General features: G+C 48.4%; 22 protein-coding genes and 6 tRNA genes. 22 read left to right on the top strand and 6 right to left on the bottom strand.

Going from position 1 to position 23,269, the window contains the following annotated elements:
- Positions 1-9 precede the first annotated feature (9 nt).
- The 3 genes from AMJAP_RS13605 to AMJAP_RS13595 are packed head-to-tail and all read right to left on the bottom strand — an operon-like array spanning position 10 to position 2,932.
- A complete protein-coding gene (locus tag AMJAP_RS13605) occupies positions 10-702 on the bottom strand; it encodes a LutC/YkgG family protein (RefSeq protein WP_019619991.1) in 693 nt (230 codons plus the stop codon).
- Complete coding sequence (locus tag AMJAP_RS13600; protein WP_019619992.1) at positions 699-2,117, bottom strand: LutB/LldF family L-lactate oxidation iron-sulfur protein; 1,419 nt, start codon at positions 2,115-2,117, stop codon at positions 699-701. Before AMJAP_RS13600 ends, AMJAP_RS13605 begins: the two co-directional genes overlap by 4 nt.
- Before the next feature lie 11 nt (positions 2,118-2,128).
- On the bottom strand, positions 2,129-2,932 hold the full coding sequence (locus AMJAP_RS13595; protein ID WP_019619993.1) for a (Fe-S)-binding protein: 804 nt from the start codon (positions 2,930-2,932) through the stop codon (positions 2,129-2,131).
- Positions 2,933-3,077: 145 nt separating this feature from the next.
- Between AMJAP_RS13595 and AMJAP_RS13590 the strand changes: the two genes are divergently transcribed.
- From AMJAP_RS13590 to AMJAP_RS13545, 10 genes are all read left to right on the top strand, one after another.
- Positions 3,078-3,773 (top strand): FadR/GntR family transcriptional regulator, encoded by a 696-nt coding sequence (locus tag AMJAP_RS13590; protein WP_019619994.1) that lies wholly within the window; start codon positions 3,078-3,080, stop codon positions 3,771-3,773.
- A gap of 162 nt (positions 3,774-3,935) precedes the next feature.
- Entirely contained in the window at positions 3,936-5,855 is a 1,920-nt protein-coding gene (gene thrS, locus AMJAP_RS13585) for a threonine--tRNA ligase (RefSeq protein ID WP_019619995.1), read from the top strand.
- Positions 5,856-5,859: 4 nt separating this feature from the next.
- Complete coding sequence (gene infC, locus AMJAP_RS13580; protein ID WP_446680456.1) at positions 5,860-6,417, top strand: translation initiation factor IF-3; 558 nt, start codon at positions 5,860-5,862, stop codon at positions 6,415-6,417.
- Between the two features lie 103 nt (positions 6,418-6,520).
- Positions 6,521-6,715: a 50S ribosomal protein L35 gene (gene rpmI, locus AMJAP_RS13575; protein ID WP_026339926.1), complete on the top strand. Its 195-nt coding sequence runs from the start codon at positions 6,521-6,523 to the stop codon at positions 6,713-6,715.
- 40 nt (positions 6,716-6,755) lie between these two features.
- On the top strand, positions 6,756-7,109 hold the full coding sequence (rplT, locus tag AMJAP_RS13570) for a 50S ribosomal protein L20 (RefSeq protein ID WP_019619998.1): 354 nt from the start codon (positions 6,756-6,758) through the stop codon (positions 7,107-7,109).
- Between the two features lie 84 nt (positions 7,110-7,193).
- Positions 7,194-8,177, top strand: coding sequence for a phenylalanine--tRNA ligase subunit alpha (gene pheS, locus AMJAP_RS13565; protein WP_019619999.1), 984 nt, complete (start codon positions 7,194-7,196; stop codon positions 8,175-8,177).
- Between the two features lie 88 nt (positions 8,178-8,265).
- Positions 8,266-10,656 carry a phenylalanine--tRNA ligase subunit beta gene (pheT, locus tag AMJAP_RS13560; protein WP_019620000.1) on the top strand — a complete coding sequence of 797 codons (2,391 nt, stop codon included), beginning with the start codon at positions 8,266-8,268 and terminating at the stop codon, positions 10,654-10,656.
- Between the two features lie 18 nt (positions 10,657-10,674).
- A complete protein-coding gene (ihfA, locus tag AMJAP_RS13555) occupies positions 10,675-10,971 on the top strand; it encodes an integration host factor subunit alpha (protein WP_019620001.1) in 297 nt (98 codons plus the stop codon).
- Entirely contained in the window at positions 10,958-11,320 is a 363-nt protein-coding gene (locus AMJAP_RS13550) for a MerR family transcriptional regulator (RefSeq protein WP_019620002.1), read from the top strand. Before ihfA ends, AMJAP_RS13550 begins: the two co-directional genes overlap by 14 nt.
- A 119-nt stretch (positions 11,321-11,439) precedes the next feature.
- Positions 11,440-11,516: transfer RNA gene (locus AMJAP_RS13545), tRNA-Pro, on the top strand.
- Positions 11,517-11,720: 204 nt separating this feature from the next.
- Here the strand turns inward: AMJAP_RS13545 and rarD are convergent.
- Both rarD and AMJAP_RS13535 read right to left on the bottom strand, forming a co-directional pair.
- The gene (rarD, locus tag AMJAP_RS13540; RefSeq protein WP_019620003.1) at positions 11,721-12,632 is read right to left on the bottom strand and encodes an EamA family transporter RarD; all 912 of its coding nucleotides are present in this window, start codon (positions 12,630-12,632) and stop codon (positions 11,721-11,723) included.
- Complete coding sequence (locus tag AMJAP_RS13535; RefSeq protein WP_019620004.1) at positions 12,622-13,629, bottom strand: hypothetical protein; 1,008 nt, start codon at positions 13,627-13,629, stop codon at positions 12,622-12,624. The genes rarD and AMJAP_RS13535 overlap by 11 nt, the downstream gene beginning before the upstream one ends.
- Before the next feature lie 143 nt (positions 13,630-13,772).
- On the opposite strand from AMJAP_RS13535, the gene AMJAP_RS13530 reads away from it, so the two are divergent.
- The 10 genes from AMJAP_RS13530 to AMJAP_RS13485 all read left to right on the top strand — a co-directional run bounded on the left by AMJAP_RS13530 (position 13,773) and on the right by AMJAP_RS13485 (position 20,979).
- Entirely contained in the window at positions 13,773-14,237 is a 465-nt protein-coding gene (locus AMJAP_RS13530) for an Lrp/AsnC family transcriptional regulator (protein WP_019620005.1), read from the top strand.
- 160 nt (positions 14,238-14,397) lie between these two features.
- Positions 14,398-15,549 carry a YeeE/YedE family protein gene (locus AMJAP_RS13525; RefSeq protein WP_019620006.1) on the top strand — a complete coding sequence of 384 codons (1,152 nt, stop codon included), beginning with the start codon at positions 14,398-14,400 and terminating at the stop codon, positions 15,547-15,549.
- Between the two features lie 118 nt (positions 15,550-15,667).
- A tRNA-Glu gene (locus tag AMJAP_RS13520) sits at positions 15,668-15,743 on the top strand.
- Positions 15,744-15,754: 11 nt separating this feature from the next.
- Positions 15,755-15,830: transfer RNA gene (locus AMJAP_RS13515), tRNA-Gly, on the top strand.
- 213 nt (positions 15,831-16,043) lie between these two features.
- A tRNA-Glu gene (locus AMJAP_RS13510) sits at positions 16,044-16,119 on the top strand.
- Between the two features lie 11 nt (positions 16,120-16,130).
- Positions 16,131-16,206 (top strand) — tRNA-Gly (locus tag AMJAP_RS13505).
- A 26-nt stretch (positions 16,207-16,232) separates the two neighbouring features.
- Positions 16,233-16,308: transfer RNA gene (locus AMJAP_RS13500), tRNA-Glu, on the top strand.
- 217 nt (positions 16,309-16,525) lie between these two features.
- On the top strand, positions 16,526-16,891 hold the full coding sequence (locus tag AMJAP_RS13495) for a substrate-binding domain-containing protein (protein WP_201356383.1): 366 nt from the start codon (positions 16,526-16,528) through the stop codon (positions 16,889-16,891).
- Positions 16,881-18,095: a porin gene (locus AMJAP_RS13490; protein WP_019620008.1), complete on the top strand. Its 1,215-nt coding sequence runs from the start codon at positions 16,881-16,883 to the stop codon at positions 18,093-18,095. Before AMJAP_RS13495 ends, AMJAP_RS13490 begins: the two co-directional genes overlap by 11 nt.
- A gap of 25 nt (positions 18,096-18,120) precedes the next feature.
- Positions 18,121-20,979, top strand: coding sequence for a bifunctional diguanylate cyclase/phosphodiesterase (locus AMJAP_RS13485; RefSeq protein WP_019620009.1), 2,859 nt, complete (start codon positions 18,121-18,123; stop codon positions 20,977-20,979).
- Positions 20,980-21,003: 24 nt separating this feature from the next.
- Here the strand turns inward: AMJAP_RS13485 and AMJAP_RS13480 are convergent, their stop codons facing one another.
- The gene (locus tag AMJAP_RS13480) at positions 21,004-21,399 is read right to left on the bottom strand and encodes a PA2817 family protein (RefSeq protein ID WP_019620010.1); all 396 of its coding nucleotides are present in this window, start codon (positions 21,397-21,399) and stop codon (positions 21,004-21,006) included.
- 145 nt (positions 21,400-21,544) lie between these two features.
- Here AMJAP_RS13480 and AMJAP_RS13475 point away from each other — a divergent pair, with 145 nt between their 5' ends.
- The gene (locus AMJAP_RS13475; RefSeq protein ID WP_019620012.1) at positions 21,545-22,495 is read left to right on the top strand and encodes an ABC transporter ATP-binding protein; all 951 of its coding nucleotides are present in this window, start codon (positions 21,545-21,547) and stop codon (positions 22,493-22,495) included.
- Positions 22,488-23,261: an ABC transporter permease gene (locus AMJAP_RS13470; RefSeq protein WP_019620013.1), complete on the top strand. Its 774-nt coding sequence runs from the start codon at positions 22,488-22,490 to the stop codon at positions 23,259-23,261. The genes AMJAP_RS13475 and AMJAP_RS13470 overlap by 8 nt, the downstream gene beginning before the upstream one ends.
- The last annotated feature ends 8 nt before the right edge of the window (positions 23,262-23,269 follow it).

The raw sequence follows: 23,269 nt of genomic DNA, 5'->3' as shown, positions 1-23,269 counted from the left end.
TGCTGCTAATTAGTCGTTAATTAGTAATATGACCAGGTTTTTGGGCCCGTGCGCGCCCATCTGTAGTTTCTGTTCTATGTCGGCACTGCGGGAGGGGCCAGTAATCATATTGACGGTACGCGGCATGCTATTACCGTATTTTTCTCTGGTTTTCTTCCATGCTTCTTCATAGACCCCTACAATCGTTGAGCGATGTAGTATTATCAGGTGGTTATCCGGTAGAAAATTCAGAGTTGTAGGGCTTTGGGATCCGGAGTGAAGCATGATCGTCCCGGTCTCGGCTATTCCGGCAAAGCTTGATGTCAGACTGGCAATATCACCGGCCTGAGCAACGCGTTCCGTACGGGTGATCTGTTGCTGTTCTAATGGGCTCCAATCCATTGTCGTCAGTTCAGAATTACTGGCGCTGATGAGCTGCCTGATACCTTGACTGGATAACCAGTCGGCACATGCCTGCGGCACCTGATCGAGGCTATCAAGCTCAATCAATTCGGCCAGTGCTTCATCGGTCATCGCCTTGAACAGTGCTACCTGTTCAGCAAAGGGTAGTTGTGCTCTGCTGGGAATCAGATTATCTGCTTTGGCGGCGAGTCGATTTGTCACGGCTTGCTGGCGCTGGCTATCATCCTGATTGCGGTTCAGCCCGGTACGGATGTTTCCCAGAATTTCTGCGCGGCTCATGGTTGTATTTGTTCCGCTCATGACTGTTCTCCGTTTTTTTGTTGCTCTTTCCAGGCTGTCATAAAGGTTGTCCCCTGTGGTGCAGGCATATCCCGCCAGTCGGTCCAGCCCCCCGCGAGTGGTAGTTTCTTGATTCTGCCTTTCTTACCAGCCAGGCGTTTCATAAACCAGCTAGCCATGCGGGTGTAAGGTTTATACAGGACAGGACGTTTGGCCATAAATGCCCATCCCGCCAGGCCATAGCGGGCTGCTTTAGGTTGCAGGTGCTTTTGGAATTCATCTTCACGCCAATGTCGCATCAGCTTCGGTAGAGGGATTTTAACCGGGCACACTGATTCGCATTTGCCGCAAAAGGTGGAAGCGTTTGGCAGCATGCCGCCTTTTTCGATACCGATCATCTGCGGTGTCAATACCGAACCCATTGGGCCGGGATAGACCCAGCCGTAGCTGTGTCCGCCGACAGCACCATAAACAGGACAGTGGTTCATACAGGCAGAGCAACGGATACAACGCAACATATCCTGAAATTCGCTGCCGACCATTTCGCTACGGCCATTGTCAACCAGCACGACATGGAAGTTTTCCGGGCCATCCTGATCGCCTTCACGGCGGGGGCCCGTGGATAGAGTGTTGTAAACCGTAAATTCCTGTCCGGTTGCAGAACGTGCCAGCAGGCGCAGGAACAGTGTCATATCTTCCAGTGTCGGCACTACTTTCTCGATCGAAGTGACGACGATATGGGTTTTGGGAAGTGTCTGAGTCAGATCCCCATTGCCTTCGTTGGTAACGATGATTGTTGATCCGGTTTCGGCAACACAGAAATTTGCCCCAGTGATACCCACGTCCGCCGCGACAAATTTATCTCTCAGTACCTCACGAGCTTCCTGCATCAGAACCGCAGGGTCATCTGATTTAGGCCGTTTATGGTGTTCGTGAAAGGCTTCCGACACATCTTCCAGATTCAGGTGTATTGCCGGGGCAATGATATGACTCGGGTGATCTTCTCTGAGCTGAAGGATATATTCACCCAGATCGGTCTCAACCGGTTGAACACCGTTTGCTTCGAGGTAATCGTTCAGGCCGATCTCCTCTGTGACCATCGATTTACCTTTAGTCACGGTTTTTGCGTCGACCTGCTTACAGAGGTCGAGAATAATCTTGTTGGCGTCTTCGGCGGTGCGGGCCCAATGAACCTGTCCCCCATTTTCAATGACTTTACTTTCAAACTGTTCCAGATAGAGGTCCAGGTGCTCAAGAATATGGTTCTTGAGATCGCGTCCCTGATTTCGCAGCTGTTCAAATTCAGGCATTCGATCAACAGCGATAGCGCGTTTTTCAGGAAAGCCGGCTTTTAGGTTGCCGAGCGCTTTTTGTAGATTTTCATCGGCCAGTGCATCATGGGCGCGTTGTTTAAAGAACGGAGTATTAATCTGCATGGTTTCGCTCCTTAAAGTTGTTGTGCGAGATCGTAATCGGCTTCACCGATGGCGGGAATGTCGGCCATCCCGGCGAGGATTTCGACGACATGACGTGCTTCAACTGCTTTTCCTTCGCGTTTGAGCTTGCCTGCCATATTCAACAGACAACCTAAATCACCGCCCAACAGAGTATGGGCACCGGTATTGCTGATGTTATCGGTTTTATTAGAGACCATCCGGTTAGAGATTTCTGGATATTTAACGCAGAAGGTACCACCAAATCCGCAGCAGGTTTCCGCTTCTTCCATCTCCTCAAGTTCAACACCCTGAACCTGCTGTAGCAGTTCTCGTGGTTGCTGTTTAATCCCTAGCTGACGTAGCCCGGAGCAGGAGTCGTGGTAGGTAACCTTATGGTTAAACTGCAACAGCTTCAGTTGTTCCTGCAGGGCGTCTGCACCAATGACATCGAACAGAAAAGAGGTGACTTCAAAGCTGCGGCTTTTCAGATCGAGAGCGCGTTGGTAGTAGCTGTCAGAAGGTTCAAATACCTCAGGGTAATAGTGCAACATGCCGATACAGGAACCCGACGGGCCGACAACATATTCATAGCCGTCGAAGGCATCGATGGTCTGTCGGGCGATATCTGCAGTGGTTTTGCGATCACCGGAATTAAAGGCTGGCTGGCCGCAGCAGGTTTGACGTTCAGGTACTTCAACGGTGCAGCCTGCTTGCTCGAGCAGCTTGACGGTGGCAAAAGCAACAGAAGGGCGAAACATATCTGCCAGGCAGGTTACAAACAGCCCGACGCGGGGGCCCGAAGGTGTATTTGGCATTTGGGTTACCATTTTTTATAGTTGTTGGCTCGATACAGAGGCTCTTAGGCTGCTCTGTTGCTATGAGTAAAGATAGTTAATGACGGCCGGGAAGGAAATGCTACACTCTTAACTGGTCTGACCAAAAGAGCAGGGTTCTCATTGCATGAATCAAAATCTGAGCGATACGCTGTTACAACAATTGAAAGAGAGTTTATTTTCAGGTGAGCTATTGCCTGGGACGGAATTGGAGTCTCAGCGACGTATGTCGGAATCGTGGGGGGTATCCCGTTCTACCGTGCGAGAAGCCGTGGGGCAGCTGGAAGCAGAAGGTTATGTTGAGGTGCGCCAGGGAGGCAAAACCCGGGTGAACAACCTTCTGGAGCCCTATTTCAATATGCCGGTCGAAGGAATGAAGGCGCTGGGGGATAACGCTGAGTTCCAGCGACAGGTTATGGATGTACGGGCGATGCTGGAGGGAGAGGCTGCCTTTTATGCGGCTTCCCGTGCCACAGATATACAACTACAGGCGCTGGATGCAGAATACCAGCAAATGCAAAAACGCGGGCAGGGTGAAACCACGCTGGAGAAGGCTAAAGAAGATCTGCGTTTTCATATGATGATCGCTGAATCATCTCACCATCTACTGATAATCTGTTTTAGTCAGCTGTTCTATACCCGGTTTTTTAACGCAATCTATGGCGTGTTAACCCGTACCCTTAAAAAACACGGTCGATATCCTGATGGTATTCGTGCTCAACATGGTGCCATTCATCAGGCTATTATGGCTCGTGAGGCTGATGCAGCAAGGGTTGCCGCGACTGAGCATATCCTTTATACCCGCCAACACCTGGATGAATAAATCACCGCTGTTTATCGCGCCAGACTCTCTAATCAAATAGCTTTATAGCAGGGCTTTCTGTAGAATACGCCGCCTTAATACTGCTACCTGGTTTGTAGCAGTGACAGAATTTAATACGCTGGCCTCTGGTACTGGTCAGCGTTAAACAGATAGGAAAAAATGATGCCCGTAATTACCCTTCCCGATGGCAGCAAACGCGAGTTTGCTAACGCTGTTACTGTATTTGATGTTGCCGCTGATATTGGCGCTGGTCTGGCTAAGGTTGCCCTGGCTGGAAAAGTAAATGGTGAACTGGTGGATACCTCCCACACCATTACTGAAGACGCTGATCTGGCTATCATTACCCCACGCGATGAAGCAGGGCTGGAGGTGATTCGTCACTCTTGTGCTCACCTGATGGCGATGGCAGTACAGCAGCTGTTCCCGACGGCTCAGGTTACTATCGGTCCTGTCATTGAAGATGGCTTCTATTACGACTTTGCTTACGAGCGTCCGTTTACGCCGGAAGATCTGCTGAAGATTGAAGCGGAAATGAAAAAGTTGGTTAAAGCCAATCATCCTATCTCTCGCTCTTTGATGACTCGCGATGAAGCGGTGAAGTTGTTCAGTGAGAAAGGAGAAAAATATAAAGTTGAGCTGCTGGAAGCGATTCCGGCAGATCAGGATCTGTCCTTCTACTCGCAGGGCGACTTTATTGACCTCTGCCGTGGCCCTCACGCGCCATCAACCGGTCATATTAAAGTATTCAAACTGATGAAACTGGCGGGCGCCTACTGGCGTGGTGACTCTGATAATGAGATGTTACAGCGGATCTACGGTACCGCCTGGGGCGATAAGAAAGACCTTAAAGAGCACCTGCATCGCTTGGAAGAAGCTGAAAAGCGCGATCATCGTAAGCTGGGTAAACAGCTAAACCTGTTCCATCTACAGGAAGAAGCGCCGGGTATGGTGTTCTGGCATCCGGATGGCTGGAAACTGTATCAAACGATCGAACAGTACATGCGTATCAAACAGCGTCAGCATAACTATGATGAAATTAAGACGCCGCAGGTTGTTGAACGTTCTCTGTGGGAAAAGTCAGGCCATTGGGATAAGTTTTCTGAAGAGATGTATACCACTCACTCAGAGAACCGTGACTTTGCAATTAAGCCGATGAACTGTCCTTGTCATGTACAGGTATTCAATCAGGGGCTGCGTTCATACCGGGATCTGCCGTTGCGTCTGGCAGAGTTTGGTTGTTGCCACCGTAATGAGCCATCAGGTGCCTTGCACGGTATTATGCGGGTGCGTGGTTTTGTTCAGGATGATGCGCATATCTTCTGTGCCGAAGATGCGATTCAGAGTGAAGTCGCTAAATTTATCGACTTCCTGCATGAAGTGTATTCTGACTTTGGTTTCTCTGAGATTATCTATAAATTGTCTACCCGTCCTGAAAAGCGTGTTGGTTCTGACGAGGTTTGGGATAAAGCTGAGAAGGCACTGGGCGATGCGCTGGATGCTGCTAATTTAGATTGGGATGAGTTGCCGGGCGAAGGTGCATTCTACGGACCTAAAGTTGAGTTCTCGCTGAAAGATTGCCTGGGTCGTGTATGGCAGTGCGGTACTATTCAGGTCGACTTCTCTATGCCGGGCCGTCTGGGTGCGCAATTTGTTAACGAATCGGGTGATCGTGAGACACCGGTTATGTTACACCGTGCAATTCTGGGTTCATTTGAGCGATTTATCGGTATTCTGATTGAAAACTTTGCTGGTGCGTTACCGACATGGTTAGCACCTCAACAGGTGGCAATTTTGAATATTACGGATAAACAGGCCGATTATTGCCGTGAAGTTGAAGAAAAATTGACTGATATGGGATTCTTTGCCCGTGCGGACTTGAGAAATGAGAAGATCGGCTTTAAAATCCGCGAGCATACAATTCACAAGGTCCCTTATCTGCTAGTAATTGGTGATAAGGAGGTTGAATCCGGGTCCGTTGCAGTACGTACCCGTACCGGTGAAGATCTCGGCACATTGTCGATTGAAGAGTTTTGCGAGCACCTGAAGCAGGATGTAGCTCAGAAAGGCCGCAAAGTACAATAAACAGATTGGAGATACCACTATCAAGCGCGATAACAGAAGAGGGCGTAACGAGCGGAATAAGCCGCCGATTAATGAGAATATCAGCGCCCGCGAGTGTCGGTTGATTGGTCCAGATGGAACACAAATAGGTGTAGTACCTATTAAAGACGCCCTAGAGGCGGCACAAGAAGTTGGCCTTGACCTGGTACAGATTTCTGATTCAGATCCTATCGTTTGTAAAGTGATGGATTACGGTAAATATCTGTACGAAAAGAAGAAAGAAGCGAATGCTGCTAAGAAGAAGCAAACGCAGATGCAGGTTAAGGAAGTAAAATTCCGTCCTAATACGGAAGTAGGGGATTATCAGGTAAAACTACGCAACCTGATACGTTTCCTTGAAGGTGGCGATAAGGCTAAGGTAACACTACGTTACCGCGGTCGTGAAATGGCACACCAGGAGTTAGGCATGCAGCTATTAAACCGGATCGAAAAGGATCTGGAAGAGTTGGGTGTCGTTGAGCAGCGTCCAAAAATGGAAGGCCGCCAATTGATCATGGTCATAGCTCCTAAAAAGAAAAAGTAGTCCGACATAAGCGTAAAACCCGTGCTGACTCTTTATGAGACAGATACGGGTTTTGTTGTTTGTTCGGGTGAAAGATAACTAACGAATGCGTGGGGATTTAGTAATGTCTAAAATGAAATCTTGCAGCGGTGCTGCAAAACGTTTTAAAAAGACTGCGAATGGCTTTAAGCATAAACAGTCTCACACAAGCCACATCCTGACTAAGAAGTCGACTAAGCGTAAGCGTCAGCTACGTCCAATGATGCAAATTGCAGCTGCAGACAAAGCTCTTATTAAGCGCATGCTGCCTTATATCTAAGTCGAAATATTTATAGAATCTAAGTTAGGAAGAAAGAATTATGGCACGTGTAAAACGTGGTGTTATCGCACACCGTCGTCACAAGAAGATCCTGAAAAAAGCTAAAGGTTATTACGGCGCTCGTAGCCGTGTATTTCGCGTAGCTAAACAGGCAGTTATTAAAGCGGGTCAATATGCATACCGCGACCGTCGTCAGCGTAAGCGTCAGTTCCGCGCGCTGTGGATTGCTCGTATCAATGCTGCTGCCCGTATCAATGGTTTGTCCTACAGCCGCTTTATTGCTGGTCTGAAGAAAGCATCTATCGAAATCGATCGTAAGGTGCTGGCTGATCTGGCTGTTCACGAAGCGCAAGTTTTTGCTGCTATCGTTGAAAAAGCTAAAGCTGCACTGTAAGACACCCTTACCTTCTGGTAAGTATTGATCGTTGTGATAGGGGAAGGGTGCAAACTCTTCCCCTATTTTTATTTGGAGCGGTAAATGGAAAACATTCAAATCCTGTTGGCGGAAGGCAAGCAGGCGGCAGAACAGGCTACAAGCGCACAAGATCTTGATCAGGTGCGGGTTCAGTATCTGGGTAAGAAAGGTCATCTTACCCAGCTGTTGAAGGGTCTGGGCGCACTGAGCCCTGAAGAGCGGCCTCAGGCGGGAGCAAAGATCAACGAAGCGAAGCAGGCTTTGCAAGACGTGCTCAATACGCTTAAAGCGAATCTGGAGTCAGCGGCTCTGGAAGCAAAGCTTGCTGAAGAGACGATAGATGTGACTCTGCCAGGTCGTGGTCAGTCTCTGGGTGGTTTGCATCCGGTAACGAAGACGTTACAGCGGATCGAGGAGTTCTTCGCGCGTATTGGTTACAGCGTGGCTGAAGGCCCTGAGATCGAAGATGATTATCATAACTTTGAAGCATTGAATATTCCGTCTCATCACCCTGCACGGGCGATGCACGATACGTTCTATTTTAATGCGAATACCTTGCTGCGAACTCATACCTCGGGTGTTCAGGTGCGCACCATGGAAAGCTCCGAGCCGCCGATCAGAATCATCTGCCCGGGTCGGGTATATCGTTGTGACTATGATCAGACGCATTCACCGATGTTCCACCAGGTTGAGGGTCTGATTGTTGATAAAGACATCAGCTTTGCGGACCTGAAAGGGACGCTGGAGCAGTTCCTGCGTGAGTTCTTTGAGGAAGATGTCAAAGTGCGTTTCCGTCCTTCTTACTTCCCTTTTACTGAGCCATCTATCGAAGTGGATATCGACCGTGGTGATGGTAAGTGGATGGAAGTGCTGGGCTGCGGTATTGTGCATCCGAAAGTATTTGAGTATTCCGGTATCGATCCAGAAGAGTTTACCGGCTTTGCCTTTGGTATGGGGGTAGAGCGTTTGGCAATGCTTCGTTATGGCGTTAATGACCTGCGCCTGTTCTTTGAAAACGATTTGCGTTTCCTAGGCCAGTTTAACTAAGCGCTTTAATTAGGTGCTGGTCTGCTGAGCTTACGGTTGAAATGCAGAAGACGTCGATGAATAGATAAGAATTTTCGGAATCAGAATTATGAAATTCAGTGAAAAGTGGTTACGTGAACTGGTAAATCCGGCGACTGATACACAAGGTATTGCCGACCAGATCACGATGGCAGGCCTGGAAGTTGATGAAGTCCTTCCGGTGGCAGGTGAATTTAGCGGTGTAGTGGTAGGTGAAATCCTTTCAGCGGAGCCGCATCCAAATGCTGACAAGCTGCAGGTGTGTCAGGTCTCTGACGGTGCTGAGCAGTTTCAGGTTGTCTGCGGTGCGCCCAATGCCCGAGCAGGGCTTAAAACGGCTTTTGCCAAGGTGGGTGCCGTATTAAGTTCGCCTGACGGCAGTGACTTCAAAATTAAGAAAGCTAAGCTGCGACAAATTGAATCGTTCGGCATGCTTTGTGCGGATGATGAGCTGGGTATCTCCGATGACCATGGCGGTATCATGGAGTTGGCCACTGATGCACCGGTGGGCACTGATCTGCGTGAGTTTTTAGAGCTGGATGATTTTGTCATCGATGTTGACCTGACGCCTAACCGCGGTGATTGTCTGTCGATAGCCGGTCTGGCGCGTGAAGTGGGTGTGTTGAACAAAGCGCTTGTGACTTATGTGAATGTTGAGCCTGTGGCGCCAACCATTGATGATACTTTCCCTATTACGTTGGAAGATTCAGAAGGCTGTCCGCGCTATCAGGGACGTGTGATCCGTAATGTGAATATGGCGGCGGCAACACCGCAGTGGATGGTACAGAAGCTGCAGCGTTGCGGGATTCGCTCTATCGACCCTGTTGTTGATGTAACCAACTATGTACTGTTAGAGCTGGGTCAGCCGATGCATGCGTTTGATCTGAGCAAACTGAGTGGCGGCATTGTTGTACGTAAAGCAACGCAGGGAGAGAAACTGACCCTGTTAGATGGCAACGAAACAGAACTGAATGATAATACGTTAGTGATCGCGGATAATGATAAGGCGATCGCAATGGCGGGTATCTTTGGTGGCGAAGCGACCGGTGTTACAGCCGACTCTACGGATATTTTCCTGGAGTGTGCTTACTTTAATCCGATTACCATTGCAGGCCGTGCGCGTTCTTATGGCTTGCATACTGATGCTTCCCACCGTTACGAGCGGGGTGTTGACTGGCAGCTACAGAGCCGAGCAACTGAGCGTGCGACTCAACTGTTACTGGATATTGTCGGCGGTGAAGCTGGTCCTGTGGTTGAAGCGGTAGCGCAAGAGAGTCTGCCAACAGCATCAACTGTTACTTTGCGCCAAAGCAAGGTGAATCAGGTATTGGCGTTTGAGATGCCTGCTGAAGAGATCGAAGAGATCCTGACCCGATTGGGTATGCTGGTAGAGCAGAGCGGTGAAGGTGAGTGGACTATTCAGGTACCTTCTTACCGTTTCGATATCAGTATTGAAGTTGATCTGATCGAAGAGCTGGCACGTGTGTATGGTTACAACAACCTGCCGGTTAAAGTGCCGACCGCTGAGCTCAATATGATCGCTCATGATGAGTCTAAAGTGACGCTTAAGAGTGTCCGTAGTCAGCTGGTGGGTCGGGGTTATCAGGAAGCGGTTACCTACAGTTTCATTGAAAAGGGCCTGGCGGCTCAGTTTGATGATAAGCATGAGGCTAAGGCGCTGGCTAACCCGATCTCTGCTGAGATGGCGGTGATGAGAACCTCTATCTGGCCAGGCTTGGTTAAAGCGTTGCAATATAACCAGAATCGTCAGCAGCCCCGTGTGCGGTTGTTTGAGACCGGTCAGCGTTTTCTGCCAGAAGGTGACGAGCTGATTCAGGAGAATGTTGTTGCGGGTCTGATCTGTGGTCCGCGTCAGTCTGAAGGCTGGAGTGCTGACACCGCTGTCGTGGATTTCTATGATCTTAAAAGTGATGTTGAATCTCTGCTTGAGTTGGGTGGCTGTGCTGAGCAATTTAGTTTTGCTGCTGAACGGCATGTCGCTTTGCATCCGGGGCAGTCTGCAGCCATTCTGCGCAACGGTACCGTCGTGGGTTATATGGGCGCATTGCACCCTGAGCTGATTAAGTCTCTGGGGCTGACGGGGCCTGTCTTCCTGTTTGAGATTGTTCAGGCGGTCTTGCTGGACGGTGAGCTGCCACGCTTTAATAACTTGTCTAAGTTCCCTGAGAGTCGTCGTGACCTGGCCCTGCTGGTTGATGAGAAAGTGGCCTTTGCCGACATCCGTAATCTGGCGTTACAGAAAGGCGGTGAGTTCCTTAAAGCAGCGACATTGTTCGATGTTTATCAGGGTAAAGGTGTTGAACCTGGTCAAAAAAGCATCGCTCTGGGCTTGACCTGGCAGCATCCTTCGCGCACTCTTAATGATGAAGAGATCAACGAAGTCATTGATTTTGTTGTGTCTGCGCTGAAAAATGAGTACGGTGCTACATTAAGAGAATAATCAACAGGGGTGTTTCTGATGGGCTCTTTGACTAAAGCAGAAATGGCTGAGCGCCTGTATGAAGATCTGGGGCTTAATAAGCGGGAAGCTAAAGAGATGGTTGAGGCCTTCTTTGATGAGATCCGTATGAGCCTTGCCGAAAACGAGCAGGTAAAACTCTCGGGCTTTGGTAACTTTGATCTGCGTGACAAACGTGAACGCCCGGGACGGAATCCCAAAACCGGTGAAGAGGTGCCTATCTCTGCCCGCCGTGTTGTGACTTTTCGTCCGGGGCAGAAGTTGAAAGAACGTGTAGAGGCTTATGAAGGAGACTGATCTAGTCTCGGATGATCTGCCCAGTATACCCACAAAGCGCTATTTCACCATCGGTGAAGTGGCGCGTTTGTGTGAGCTAAAGCCCCACGTACTGCGGTATTGGGAGCAGGAGTTTGAGCAGATTAATCCGGTTAAACGTAGTGGGCGACGCTATTATCAGCGTCAGGATGTATTGATCATTCGTCAGATACAGGGCTTGCTACATGATCAGGGGTATACCATTAGCGGTGCTCGTCAGTGGTTGAATGGTGATCAGGCGGTTGATGATACCGCTCGTTATAAGCAGCTTTTGAGACAAACGATTACAGAGCTTGAAGATATTCGTAAGCTACTGAAATCCGTGAAGTAAACCTCCAATACTTCCAGTAAGTTTCTTATCAAAAAGTTCTTTTCAGACGCTGAGTGTTGGCGTAATATAGCGACCTCTGTTTGAGGGCTGAACTGTTTGAATGTTTAGTTTCTCATCGTCGGGACATAGCGCAGCCTGGTAGCGCACTACTCTGGGGGAGTAGGGGTCGTGGGTTCGAATCCCGCTGTCCCGACCAACTATTTTAAAAAGCCTGCTATTCAGCGGGCTTTTTTGTGTCTGAATTTTTACTATTTTTAGCCAATATCTGGCCACATACATAACTTTGTGCAATTAGCTTAACTGATGTTAAGAGTGTAGTGATTTCTATGTGGTGATCAGGGTAAGAAAGTGTTGTTTTGTGAGTGTCTTTTGCGCTTTTTAATTCTGTAGTGAGTGTGCACTAATGATTAACTTTTACTAAAGCTGTTCGACGCCCCTGCCAAACGCCTTCCGCTGTGAACATAATTAGCCCTGCCCATATCAGGCAGAAGGTGACCAGACGATCACTATCCAGGGGTTCATGATAGACAGCGACGGCGAGAAAGAAGGCGATACTTGGCGCTATGTACTGGAGTAACCCATTGAGCGTCAGCGTGAGGCGTCGAGCGCCAGCAGCAAAGAAAATGAGGGGCAGGCTGGTAACAATGCCTGCAGCGATGAGCAACCAGGAGGTTTCGGTACTCGCTGACAGGAAGGCTAATTGATCATGCTGTTTCAGCCAGAACAGGTAGGCCAGAGCGAATGGGCTCAGCAGCAGGGTTTCAATCAACAGCCCGGAGAAGGGGTCTATATCAATTCTTTTGCGTAATAGACCATAGATACCAAAACTGCACGCCAGTACCAGCGCAACCCAGGGAAGACTGCCGAGCAGGACGAGTTGATATACCACTCCTGCTGCAGCCATCGATATGGCTATCCATTGTGTTTTGCGCAGTCGCTCACCGAGAAACACCATGCCGAGCAGTAAGCTGATAAGGGGGTTGATAAAATAACCCAGTGACGCTTCAAGGATGCGGTCTTGTCCGACTGCCCAGATAAAAACTAGCCAGTTCAGCGAGATAACGGTGGCTGAAGCAATCAGGCCGACTAATAGTTTTTTCTGGCGTAGATAGTGAATGAACTCTTGCCATTTTCCTGACGCGGCAACGAACAGAGCCAGGAATAGAACCGACCAGATAATTCGATGAGCGACTACTTCGAATGGGCTGACAGAGGCAACGCTCTTAAAGTAGATCGGCACCAGCCCCCACATGCCATAGGCGACGAGTGCAAAGATAATCCCACGGTGCTGTTCCTGAGCCTCAGTTCGCATTCAGGCTTTCCTTATTATCGGTGCTAATAGAGTTATGTAGCCAACGTTGCTGGAAGGCATCGGAGGTATGGTTAAGCCAGCGGGTCATAATGGCAACGAACAGAAAGCTAAAGGCGAGCCGTGCCCATAGAATACCAGACAGATCAGCTCCGAGAGTCATTACCAGAAGGGTGTCTTCAATGACGCTGTGGCACAGGCTAAGCAGGCAAAGCGCTGAAAAGCAGTCTTTGGGGCTGATATGTCCTCCCTGGGCTTCCCGAATCAATAGTCCGCCCCCGAAAGATAGTCCTAATGTGACGCCTATAATCGTCAGTGAAGTTGCCTGGGTGCTGATTCCGAGTAATTTTAACAGAGGCTGTAGTAGCCAGATCATCAGTCGTTCGATATGTATCCAGCGTAGAAAACGCAGCAGGCTCATTAATGCTGTAATGATCAGAATGATCATGGCAAAGCTTTTTAGCTGACTGATTCCCCAGCTGATTAAGCTGTCATCTATTGGGGGTGTTTGCCAGATCAGCTCAACGGGCTGTTGCAACCAGCCGCCATACTGATAGCTCCAATGTAGCATTACGCCCAGCACCAGGGCGGATAGAATGCGGATCAGTAAAGCGACAAGAATCCTGACACCTGCTTTTTGAACGATACGCAGCTCAATTGGCAGGCTGTGAGCGAGTAGCAGCATGCTGCTAAGTACGGTTACTTGTGCGACGGTCAGGTTTTCCTGGGGAGCCAGCTGGAAGAAGATGAGCATGCCGCCATAAATGTTGGTCAGCAGGGTGGTTGTCCATACCAGGCCCATAGAATCGGGGAGGCCAACCAGCTGCATTACCGGCTCCAGAGCCAGACTGATATAGGGGATTGCACCCAGTTCCTCTAATATTTTGACTGCAATTAATACCGGAATCATCAGTTTGAAAAGCAGCATGCAGACATCATAGATCTCCCGGGCAAGGTTGGGGAGGGTGCTAGAGAAAAAATGGTTGGCTTGTTGGTGCATGATGATGTTCCGCTAATGCTGTGATAACAGGGACTAGTCTAAATGAACTTCATGTCTTAAGATTTCAATGATCTCCATAAAACGAAATAATATTTAATATTTTGAGATAATAGTTTTCATTAATTTAATAAAGTGATGGTTTTATGTCATTTGAGCTGGATAGACTCGATCGAAGTATTCTCAATATCCTGCAACTGGATAGCCGAATCAGTAACCAGACTCTGGCTGAACGGGTTGGCTTGTCTCCGCCGGCTTGTTTGCGCCGGGTGCGCCGCCTGAGAGAGGAGGGGGTGATTATGGGGGAAGTGGCGCTGATTAATCCGCGTATGGTGGGTCGTAATATTAATATCATTGTTGAAGTGGAGATGGTCAGGGATCAGCTGGATATCTATGATGCTTTTAAACGGAAAATGGATGGAGCGCCCGAAGTTACTCAATGTTATCAGGTGACAGGGGAGGTTGATTTCCTCTTGATGCTGATGGTTGAGGATATGGAAAGTTATGAGGCCTTTACCCGCAAGTATCTGTCAACGGATGCTAATCTGAGTAAGTTTCGTACGCTGATCTCTCTGCGCCGGGATAAATTCAGTACGGCAATACCGTTATAAGCAGCAACTCTTTCATATCAAATGAATTGGACTAGGACTATTTGTTGATAATCCTGGCTGATATATATCAAGCAGTAATAAGCTTATATCTATATAATGAGCGCTGGTTATTAATTAGACAGTGAGGGCCGCGATAGCGTGGCCTGCGGTTGGTGTAGGTATGAATTTTGAGTGGCTTATTGATTATCTGGGCGAGTCGGAAACCATGGCGTTCGGTGGTCTGGTGTTGGGTTTTATGTTTGGTATTTTTGCTCAGCGAAGTCAGTTCTGTCTTAGAGCAGCTGTTCTGGAGTTTTATCAGGGGAAGTTTGGGCCGAAAGTCGCTATCTGGCTTTTAACGTTTTCGGCAGCGGTGCTGGGGACGCAGATTTTACTGTCGATGGGTGAGTTGGATATCTCTGATTCTCGCATGCTGGCCTCTTACGGTAGTCTCTCGGGTGCTGTTATTGGTGGCGTCTTGTTTGGTTCAGGTATGGTGCTGGCCCGGGGGTGTGGTGCGCGTCTGTTAGTGTTAGCGGCGACCGGTAATCTGCGGGCGCTGTTTTCAGGGCTTCTGTTTGCAACGGCTGCTCAGGCAACATTGCGGGGTATTTTTGCCCCAGCCAGGGACGAGGTAGCGGGTAGTTGGTTACTGCATGATGATGGTGGTCTGGAAGCGCTGTCCTATTTAGGTTTGGGCGAGTATGCCGGGTTCTATATTGGTCTTGTATGTGCGGTAGTCGCGATACTGATCGGGGTGCGAAGCAAGCTGAAGGCCTGGGGGTGGATTGGTGCGATTGGTGTGGGAAGCATGGTCGTCGGTGGGTGGTGGTTCACTTATCATATGTCTTATCAGTCATTTGAACCTACGCAGGTTGAAAGTATGACCTTTACGGGCCCTTCTGCGGATACTCTGATGTATTTTCTGACACCGGGTGGTGCGCCGATGGATTTTGATGTGGGATTGGTGCCGGGTGTTTTTCTGGGATCATTCTTAGCTGCTATTTTGTCTGGTACTTTTAAGCTGCAGGGCTTTAAGGATGGCCGCAGTATGGTGCGGTACATTGTTGGCGCAGTGTTCATGGGGGTGGGTGGAATGCTGGCAGGCGGCTGTGCTGTTGGCGCGGGCCTGACTGGTGGTTCGGCGTTTTCTATCACCGCCTGGATTGCCCTGGCTTCTATGTGGGCTGGAGCGGGTATCACTTATTTCAGTCTGGATCGTCGGGCCGAGCATGCCGAGCAAGCGCTGGTGGATGCTCAGGCAGCAGGTAAACTGGATGCAGACGCGGTTGCTGTTAATGAGCATCTGGAAAAACAGCCCGTTACTTCTTAGTGGATAGCTGAAAATAATCGGGATGAAAAAAATGCCACAAAAATACCCTAAAGGGGTTGACCAAAACAGGGCATATCAATAAGATACGCCCCGTCTTCTGGAAACAGAGTCACTCAGCGTCCCATTCGTCTAGTGGCCTAGGACACCGCCCTTTCACGGCGGTAACAGGGGTTCGAACCCCCTATGGGACGCCATCTTTTTTGACGCGGAATTAGCTCAGTTGGTAGAGCGGAACCTTGCCAAGGTTCAGGTCGTCGGTTCGAGCCCGATATTCCGCTCCAAACTCTTGTGTTTATCTCTCATTTTTACCCACTTCTATCATCACTCTGAAAATTCTTTCGATTATTTATTTTTAGTGATTTTCGCCGTGCTTTTTTTGTGTGCTTCAGTTGTTTCATTACGATGAATTTTTTGTTGTTTTTCTCTTGACGAAGGTTGGGTTAGTCATTAATATACGCGCCTCCTCTGACGAGGAAAGTTACAAATGTGACTGTGTCCCATTCGTCTAGTGGCCTAGGACACCGCCCTTTCACGGCGGTAACAGGGGTTCGAACCCCCTATGGGACGCCACCTTTTGTGAAGCGGAATTAGCTCAGTTGGTAGAGCGGAACCTTGCCAAGGTTCAGGTCGTCGGTTCGAGCCCGATATTCCGCTCCAGACTTTATGTCTGAATGTTTTATTGCGTCCCATTCGTCTAGTGGCCTAGGACACCGCCCTTTCACGGCGGTAACAGGGGTTCGAACCCCCTATGGGACGCCACTCTTTCTCTTCATTCTCTCTTTGTTTCTTCATCTTATAGTCACCCCTCTCTATAGTTGCTCCCCATATTGAACAGCTTTTTTCTGCAGATCATGTTTTGTGCTTTAGGCTTCGTATATACTTATGCCTAAATGTTTGATGAGTAATCATTTATATGGTTTCACTGATAAGGATATCACTGCTCTTTATCGTGCTGAGTTTCCCTTTTGGGAAGGTTGTGGCCGATTCAGTGATTGTTTCGCAAGATGTGAAAGAGCAGACCCTCAATAGAAATGTTCTTCTTGCTGTATTCTCTATGCGAGTAACCCGATGGCCAGATGGACGGCCAATTCGGGTATTTGTGCTGCCTGACCGACACCCTTTGCATGATCTATTTGTCAAAGAACGTCTGCAAATTTTTCCCTATCAGCTAAGAAATAATTGGGACCGCCAGGTATTTACTGGCACTGGCTCTGAACCTGAACAGGTGGATACCATGGAAGAAATGTATCGAATGGTCAGTCAGACTGATGGCGCTATCGGCTATGTGAGTGACTCTTTTAAACTGAATCTGGAACAGGTGAGGGTTATCGATGAATTTTAATTACCTCTCAGCTCTGCTCATTTCAAGCGCCAGTGTTTTGCTGGCGCCAGCGGCGCTTTATGGTGCTGAAAATAAATTATCGGTTAATGGTTTTCTGACTCAGGGCTTTTTTTATACTGATCAGAATAATGTGTATGGCGAAAGCAGTGATAACGGTAGCTTTGATTTCCATGAAATAGGTTTAAATGCTGCATACCGGCTAACGCCAAAGCTACGGGCAGCCGTCCAGGTGATGTCCCGCCAGGCAGGAGAGGTCGATAATGGTGAGCCTAAACTGGATTATGCGCTTTTGGATTACCGTTTTAGTGATGCTGTAGATAATGCGTTCGGTGTTCGGGTTGGTCGGCTTAAAATTCCGTTTGGTTTTTATAATGAATCCCGTGACGTGGCTTTTACCCGGTCGAGTATTATGCTGCCACAATCACTGTATTTTGATCAGGCCCGGGATCTGGAGCTCTCCATTGATGGCGCCATTCTTTATAGCTATCTGGAGGTCCCAGGTGGCTGGCTTGATTTAGATCTGCTCTATGGTAGCCCGCAAACCGACACCAATGTCGAGTACGCGTATCTGGGGATGGATGCGGCGGGTGAGTTTGATGGTTCTAATGGTTTTATGGGGCGGGCTATTTACAATGCTGATGGGGGCCGTTTTCGAATAGGCTTTACCAACGCAAAATATATGCTTGATTTTAAGCCTGGGGTAAACCCGGGGTGCCCTTTTAATCTATGTGTGTTTGATGAAGGAACCTTGAAACTTGGGGTCTCAGTATTGTCTGCGCAATACAACGCAGAAAGCTGGAGCCTGACCGGTGAGTATATGCTTCATGATATTGACTGGACTGAATTGGGAGGGGTGTTCACTCCGCTGCCAGAACTCACCATGCAGTCTTACTATGTTCAGCTTGAATATCGTCTGAATTATAATTGGGATCTGTTACTGCGGTATGATGAGTTGTTACTTGATAAGGATGATCCTCAGGGGAGCCTTAATCATCAACTCTTCCCGTTTAAGCCCGCTCATAATTTCTATGCGAAGGATATTACGCTGGGGGTTGGCTGGCAGCCTAATCCAGATTGGTCTTTTCGGGCAGAACTGCACAGTGTTGAGGGTACTGGATGGGCTGCTGAACAGGATAATCCCGACCCTTCTAAGCTGCATAAGTACTGGAATATTTTTGCCTTACAGGCAACCTATCGTTTTTAAACTAGTGGTCGTGAGATAACGCAATATGGATGGCACTCACAGAAGTTTTTTAAGTCTCAGGTGGAAGATCTTCATCCTGCTGGTTGTTGTGCTGGTTGGAGTACAGGGGATGTACGCTTTCTTTTCGTTGTCCCAGTTGAATGATCAGTTCAAGCTGCAACGAAAGCAGATTAATGCTGCAGAAGTAGCCCGGCTGAATGGCTCGGTTGAGGCTTCTTATCAGCGTCTACTCGAAGCGGCAGAGCTGTTACCGCTTATTGATATCAGCCAGGATCAGGACTCTATCACGCCGTTGGCCCGCCTGAGTCAGGGAATCAGCCTTAAATTTGATGCCTATCAGCTGACCGGTTCTGTTAATGCTGCGTATCTTTACGATAGCCATGCCCGCATGGTTGGTTTCTGGGGTGAGAAGGTACACGTCAAAGAAGAAGAGATACAGCAGGTCTATGATACTGAGCGGCCATTGCGCAAGCTTGTCTGCACCTCCATCTGCATTCGTTATGTTGCGATTCCAATTCAGTTGAACGGTTCGAAGCAGGGCGTGCTGATGGTCGGGCGTTTTTTATACGATGTCATTTACGATATAAAGCAACAGACTACGCTGGATATAGGCCTTGCCTTGAAAGCCCCTGAAGGAGCGGGGGAGTTGGGTAGTTGGGGGTTGTTGATAAACTCACTCACTAATCGCTCGCAGAATCATGAATTGCTTGAGCAGCTGAGTCGAGAGCAGTCATTTGACCCTGCCGGGGGGAGCTATGTGCTGGCTTACAATGATCGACACTATGAGATTCTTTACTCCCCACTGAAAGGAGTCAACGAGGGGGCTGCCTACTGGGTTGTGTTGGATGATATATCCGGACACCTCTTGAACATTCGACAGAGTCTGATGAGTTATCTGTTGATGGGGGCTGGTGGCATCTTGACTGCCTTAGTGCTCCTTTCTCTCTTGTTGGAGAAACCAATACGATTCTTTTCTTTACTATCGAAGGAGTTGTCGCAGCTGAGTCGCGGTGAGTTTAGTGAGTTTCGACAAGTGGTGTCTGGCTTCCATAACCGAGAGAAGCTTCTCGGACAGGATGAGCGGGACCTGTTGGTGCAAAGCGCTATGCGCCTGAGCGAGCAACTGGAAAGTTTAGAAGATGAGGTTGCTGAAAGAACCGATAGCCTCGAAAAAAGTCGACAGGCGCTGACCAAAGAGCGGGATTTTCTATCTGGCCTGTTAGACACTGCGCCACTGGTTATTATTACTCAGAATCGAAAGGGTGATCTACGCAGTGTGAACCACTTTGGTTTACAGCTAATGGATCTGGATGGCGGTTCGTTACGCAAGACAAACTTTATAAATACCTTGCAGCGAGAAGATGAACGACAGGACTTTCTTGCTCAGACCGGGCGGCTAATGGATGGGCTTGAGCCCGAAGTTCGTACCGATAGTGTGTTATTAGATTGTCTGGGACATCGACATGATATCTCCTGGTTGCATGCGCGTTTGCGACATAGCCGGGGAGATGAGTCATTAATGCTCAGTATCGGTATGGATATCAGTGAACGTAAGCGGGCAGAGCGCCGTCTTCACTGGTTAGCGAACCACGACCCGCTTACCGAACGGCCAAATCGATTGTTCTTTATGGATTGTCTGAATGATGCCATCGAGAAGAGCCGCTCTCTGAGCAGTAGCGTAGCGGTACTCTTTATCGATCTGGATCGCTTTAAAGAGGTAAATGATTCTCTGGGTCATCAGGTTGGAGATCAACTGCTGATGGTCGCGGCAAAACGGATCAATGATTGTATCCGTGAAAATGACTTGCTGGCGCGGCAGGGTGGAGACGAATTTTCAGTGTTACTCACCAGTGTTCGTGATCTGGAAGGCGCTGAAGTCGTTGCCAGCAAAATACTGCAGGTATTTCAGCAGCCTTTCTGGATTGGTGAGTATGAGATTGTGGTGACTGTCAGTGTGGGGGTTAGCTTGTTCCCCGATCATGCTGATGATGGTTCCTCGCTGATTAAACATGCGGATGTGGCCATGTTCCAGGCTAAGGATGCGGGTAAAAATTGTTATTACATCTACGATGTTGAAAAAGATCATCAGCGGTTTGAGCGTTTTTCTCTGGGGGCTGATCTGCGAAAAGGGATTCAGAATAATGAGCTGGTACTTCATTATCAGCCTCAGATCGATGCGGTAACTGAGAAAATTGTGGGTGTTGAAGCGCTGGTACGCTGGCAGCATCCAACCGCTGGGTTGCTTTCTCCGGATCGCTTTATTCCTTTGGCTGAAGAATTGGATCTCATCATCCCGCTGGGTGAGTGGGTGCTGAAAGAAGCATGTCAGCAGATGCAGGCCTGGATCAGACAGGGTGTACCGGATATGAAAGTAGCGGTTAACCTGGCAGGCCAGCAGATCGCTCATGAGCGGCTTATTAGTAGTGTTGAAGAAGCGCTGGAAGCGTCGGGTCTCAGTGCGGATCATCTTGAATTAGAAGTGACTGAGAATTTTGTTATTCGTCAGCCGGAAGTGACTGTGGGTAAATTAACCTATCTGCGGGAACGGGGAATTACCCTGGCAATGGACGATTTTGGTACGGGTTATTCGTCACTGAGTTACTTGAAGAAATTGCCGATTGATCGTTTGAAGATAGACCGCAGCTTTGTCAAAGATATCGGTATTGACCGGGATGATGAGTCTATTATCAAGGCGACTCTGGCTATGTGCCAGTCCCTGGGCTTAGTGGTAGTAGCTGAGGGTGTAGAAACACCCGATCAGCTTAGCTTTATGAGGGACAATGGCTGTCAGATTATCCAGGGATATTATTACAGTAAGCCGCTGTCGGCCGATCAGCTTATGGATTTCCTTGTATCAACCGGACAGCTTCAGGCTGAGGTATAAAGAGGCTGCCAGGCCTCTTTATACTTAGTTTTGTCCGAAAACGCTCGCGCGGGCGTTGATGTAATCAAACTCTTCCCCTTTTTCTTCTGCGGCAAAGCGTAATTCATCCAGTTGCTGGAATTTTTCTAGCTCTATATCAGCCATGTTATGCAGACAGTTACCACCGAAATACCACAGAAGGTCCCGTGCTACCAGGTGGGCCAGTTGTGGATACATGCGGAAAGTTTTATCAAGAAACTCCTCTCCGTCTACATAGACATGCTCTACACCTTGTTCAAAGTCATGGATTAGCTGTTGAAAATCGAGAATAAACTGTTCCTCTTCTGCAGTAATCTCTTCCAGAGTGAAAGGTTCCTGCTTAATGAAGTTGTTATAGGCGATTTTCAGAAAGTTGAGGTGGTGTAATTGGTACGCTGTCATATTGGTCCGGGAGTGATGTAATATTCTTGAAAGCGCTAGTTTAACTTAGAACTTAGCACTAGTAACTGTTGAAATCATAGCCTGCTGCCCCAATGTTAAGAGTTCGATTAAAACCTCTCCCTCACTAGCAATCATAGGAAACTGCATGACGACTGCGCTCTCCATAACTGACCTGCGCAAGGTCTATGGCAATGGCTTCGAAGCCCTGAAGGGGATTTCCTTTGATGTACAGGAAGGTGATTTTTTTGCGTTACTTGGGCCCAATGGAGCCGGTAAATCAACAACCTTAGGTATTGTTTCCTCACTGGTCAATAAAAGCTCAGGCCAGGTAACCGTGTTTGGCCATAATCTGGATAAAGACGCGAGCAAGGCTAAGTGTGAGCTGGGAGTGGTTCCCCAGGAATTTAATTTTAATATGTTTGAGAAAGTCGCTGATATTCTGATTACTCAAGCGGGCTACTACGGAATTCCTGCCGGAGAAGCGCAACAGCGCTGCGAGTTTTATCTTCGCAAACTAGGGTTATGGGAGAAGCGGAATGAACCCTCCCGTAGTCTCTCCGGGGGGATGAAACGTCGGTTAATGATAGCCCGCGCGTTGATGCATGAGCCGCGCTTACTGATTCTCGATGAGCCGACTGCAGGAGTCGATATTGAGCTGCGCCGTTCAATGTGGGAATTTTTGAAAGAGCTTAATGCTGAAGGTACAACGATTATCCTCACCACACACTACCTGGAAGAGGCAGAAAGCCTGTGCCGTAATATCGGTATTATCGATCAGGGGGTGATTGTTAAGAACACCAACATGCGCGATCTGTTACAGCAGCTTAATACGGAGTCCTTTATCATGGATATCAGCCCGGTACAGGATGAATGTCCGCGTGTTGATGGCTATCAGGTGACAATGGAAGGTGATCATACGTTGCTGGTTGAGGTAGAAAAATCCCAGAGTTTGAATCCGGTCTTTGCTCAGTTATCAGAACAGGGTGTTGCTGTGACGAGCATGCGAAATAAGAGTAATCGTCTGGAAGAGCTTTTTGTCTCTCTGGTCGATAAAACACTTGAAGAGAAGACAGAGGGAGGCCAGTCAAATGACTAACAGACAACTATTTATCGCCTTCTGGACCATTCTTGTGAAAGAGGTGCGCCGCTTTACCCGTATCTGGGCGCAGACTCTGTTACCACCGGCGATCACCATGACGCTGTATTTTATTATTTTTGGTAATCTGATCGGTTCCCGGATAGGCCAGATGGGGGGCTTTAATTATATGGAGTTTATCGTGCCCGGCCTGATTATGATGTCGGTTATCACTAACTCCTATGGGAATGTTGTTTCCTCTTTTTATAGCACTAAATTTCAGCGACATATTGAAGAGCTGCTGGTCTCGCCCACACCTAACTGGATTATTCTGGCAGGTTATGTGATTGGCGGTTCAGTGCGAGGCTTGCTGGTCGGTCTGATGGTGACATTGCTATCGATGTTCTTTACGGATCTGCAGATTCATAATTTCTGGGTGATCACATCGATTGTCTGCCTCACCGCTATCCTGTTTTCACTGGGTGGCTTTATCAATGCGGTGTATGCCAATAGCTTTGATCATATAGCGATTATCCCGACGTTTGTGCTGACGCCGCTGACCTATCTGGGAGGCGTGTTTTACTCGATTACTTTACTGCCTGAGTTTTGGCAAAATGTCTCTCAGATCAATCCTATTCTCTATATGGTGAATACTTTCCGTTACGGAATTCTGGGTGTCAGTGATATCGATATAGGTTTTGCTTACGGTATGATCATCGGTGTCATCATTATACTGTTTAGTTATTCAATGCATCTGCTGAATACCGGTAAAGGTATTCGACAGTAAGGTCGGAG

Origin of the sequence: Amphritea japonica ATCC BAA-1530 (assembly GCF_016592435.1) — a bacterium.
In the GTDB taxonomy this organism is placed as follows: Bacteria; Pseudomonadota; Gammaproteobacteria; order Pseudomonadales; family Balneatricaceae; genus Amphritea; species Amphritea japonica.
Note: the sequence above shows the minus strand (reverse complement) of the source record. Positions and strands in the feature narration are given on the sequence as shown.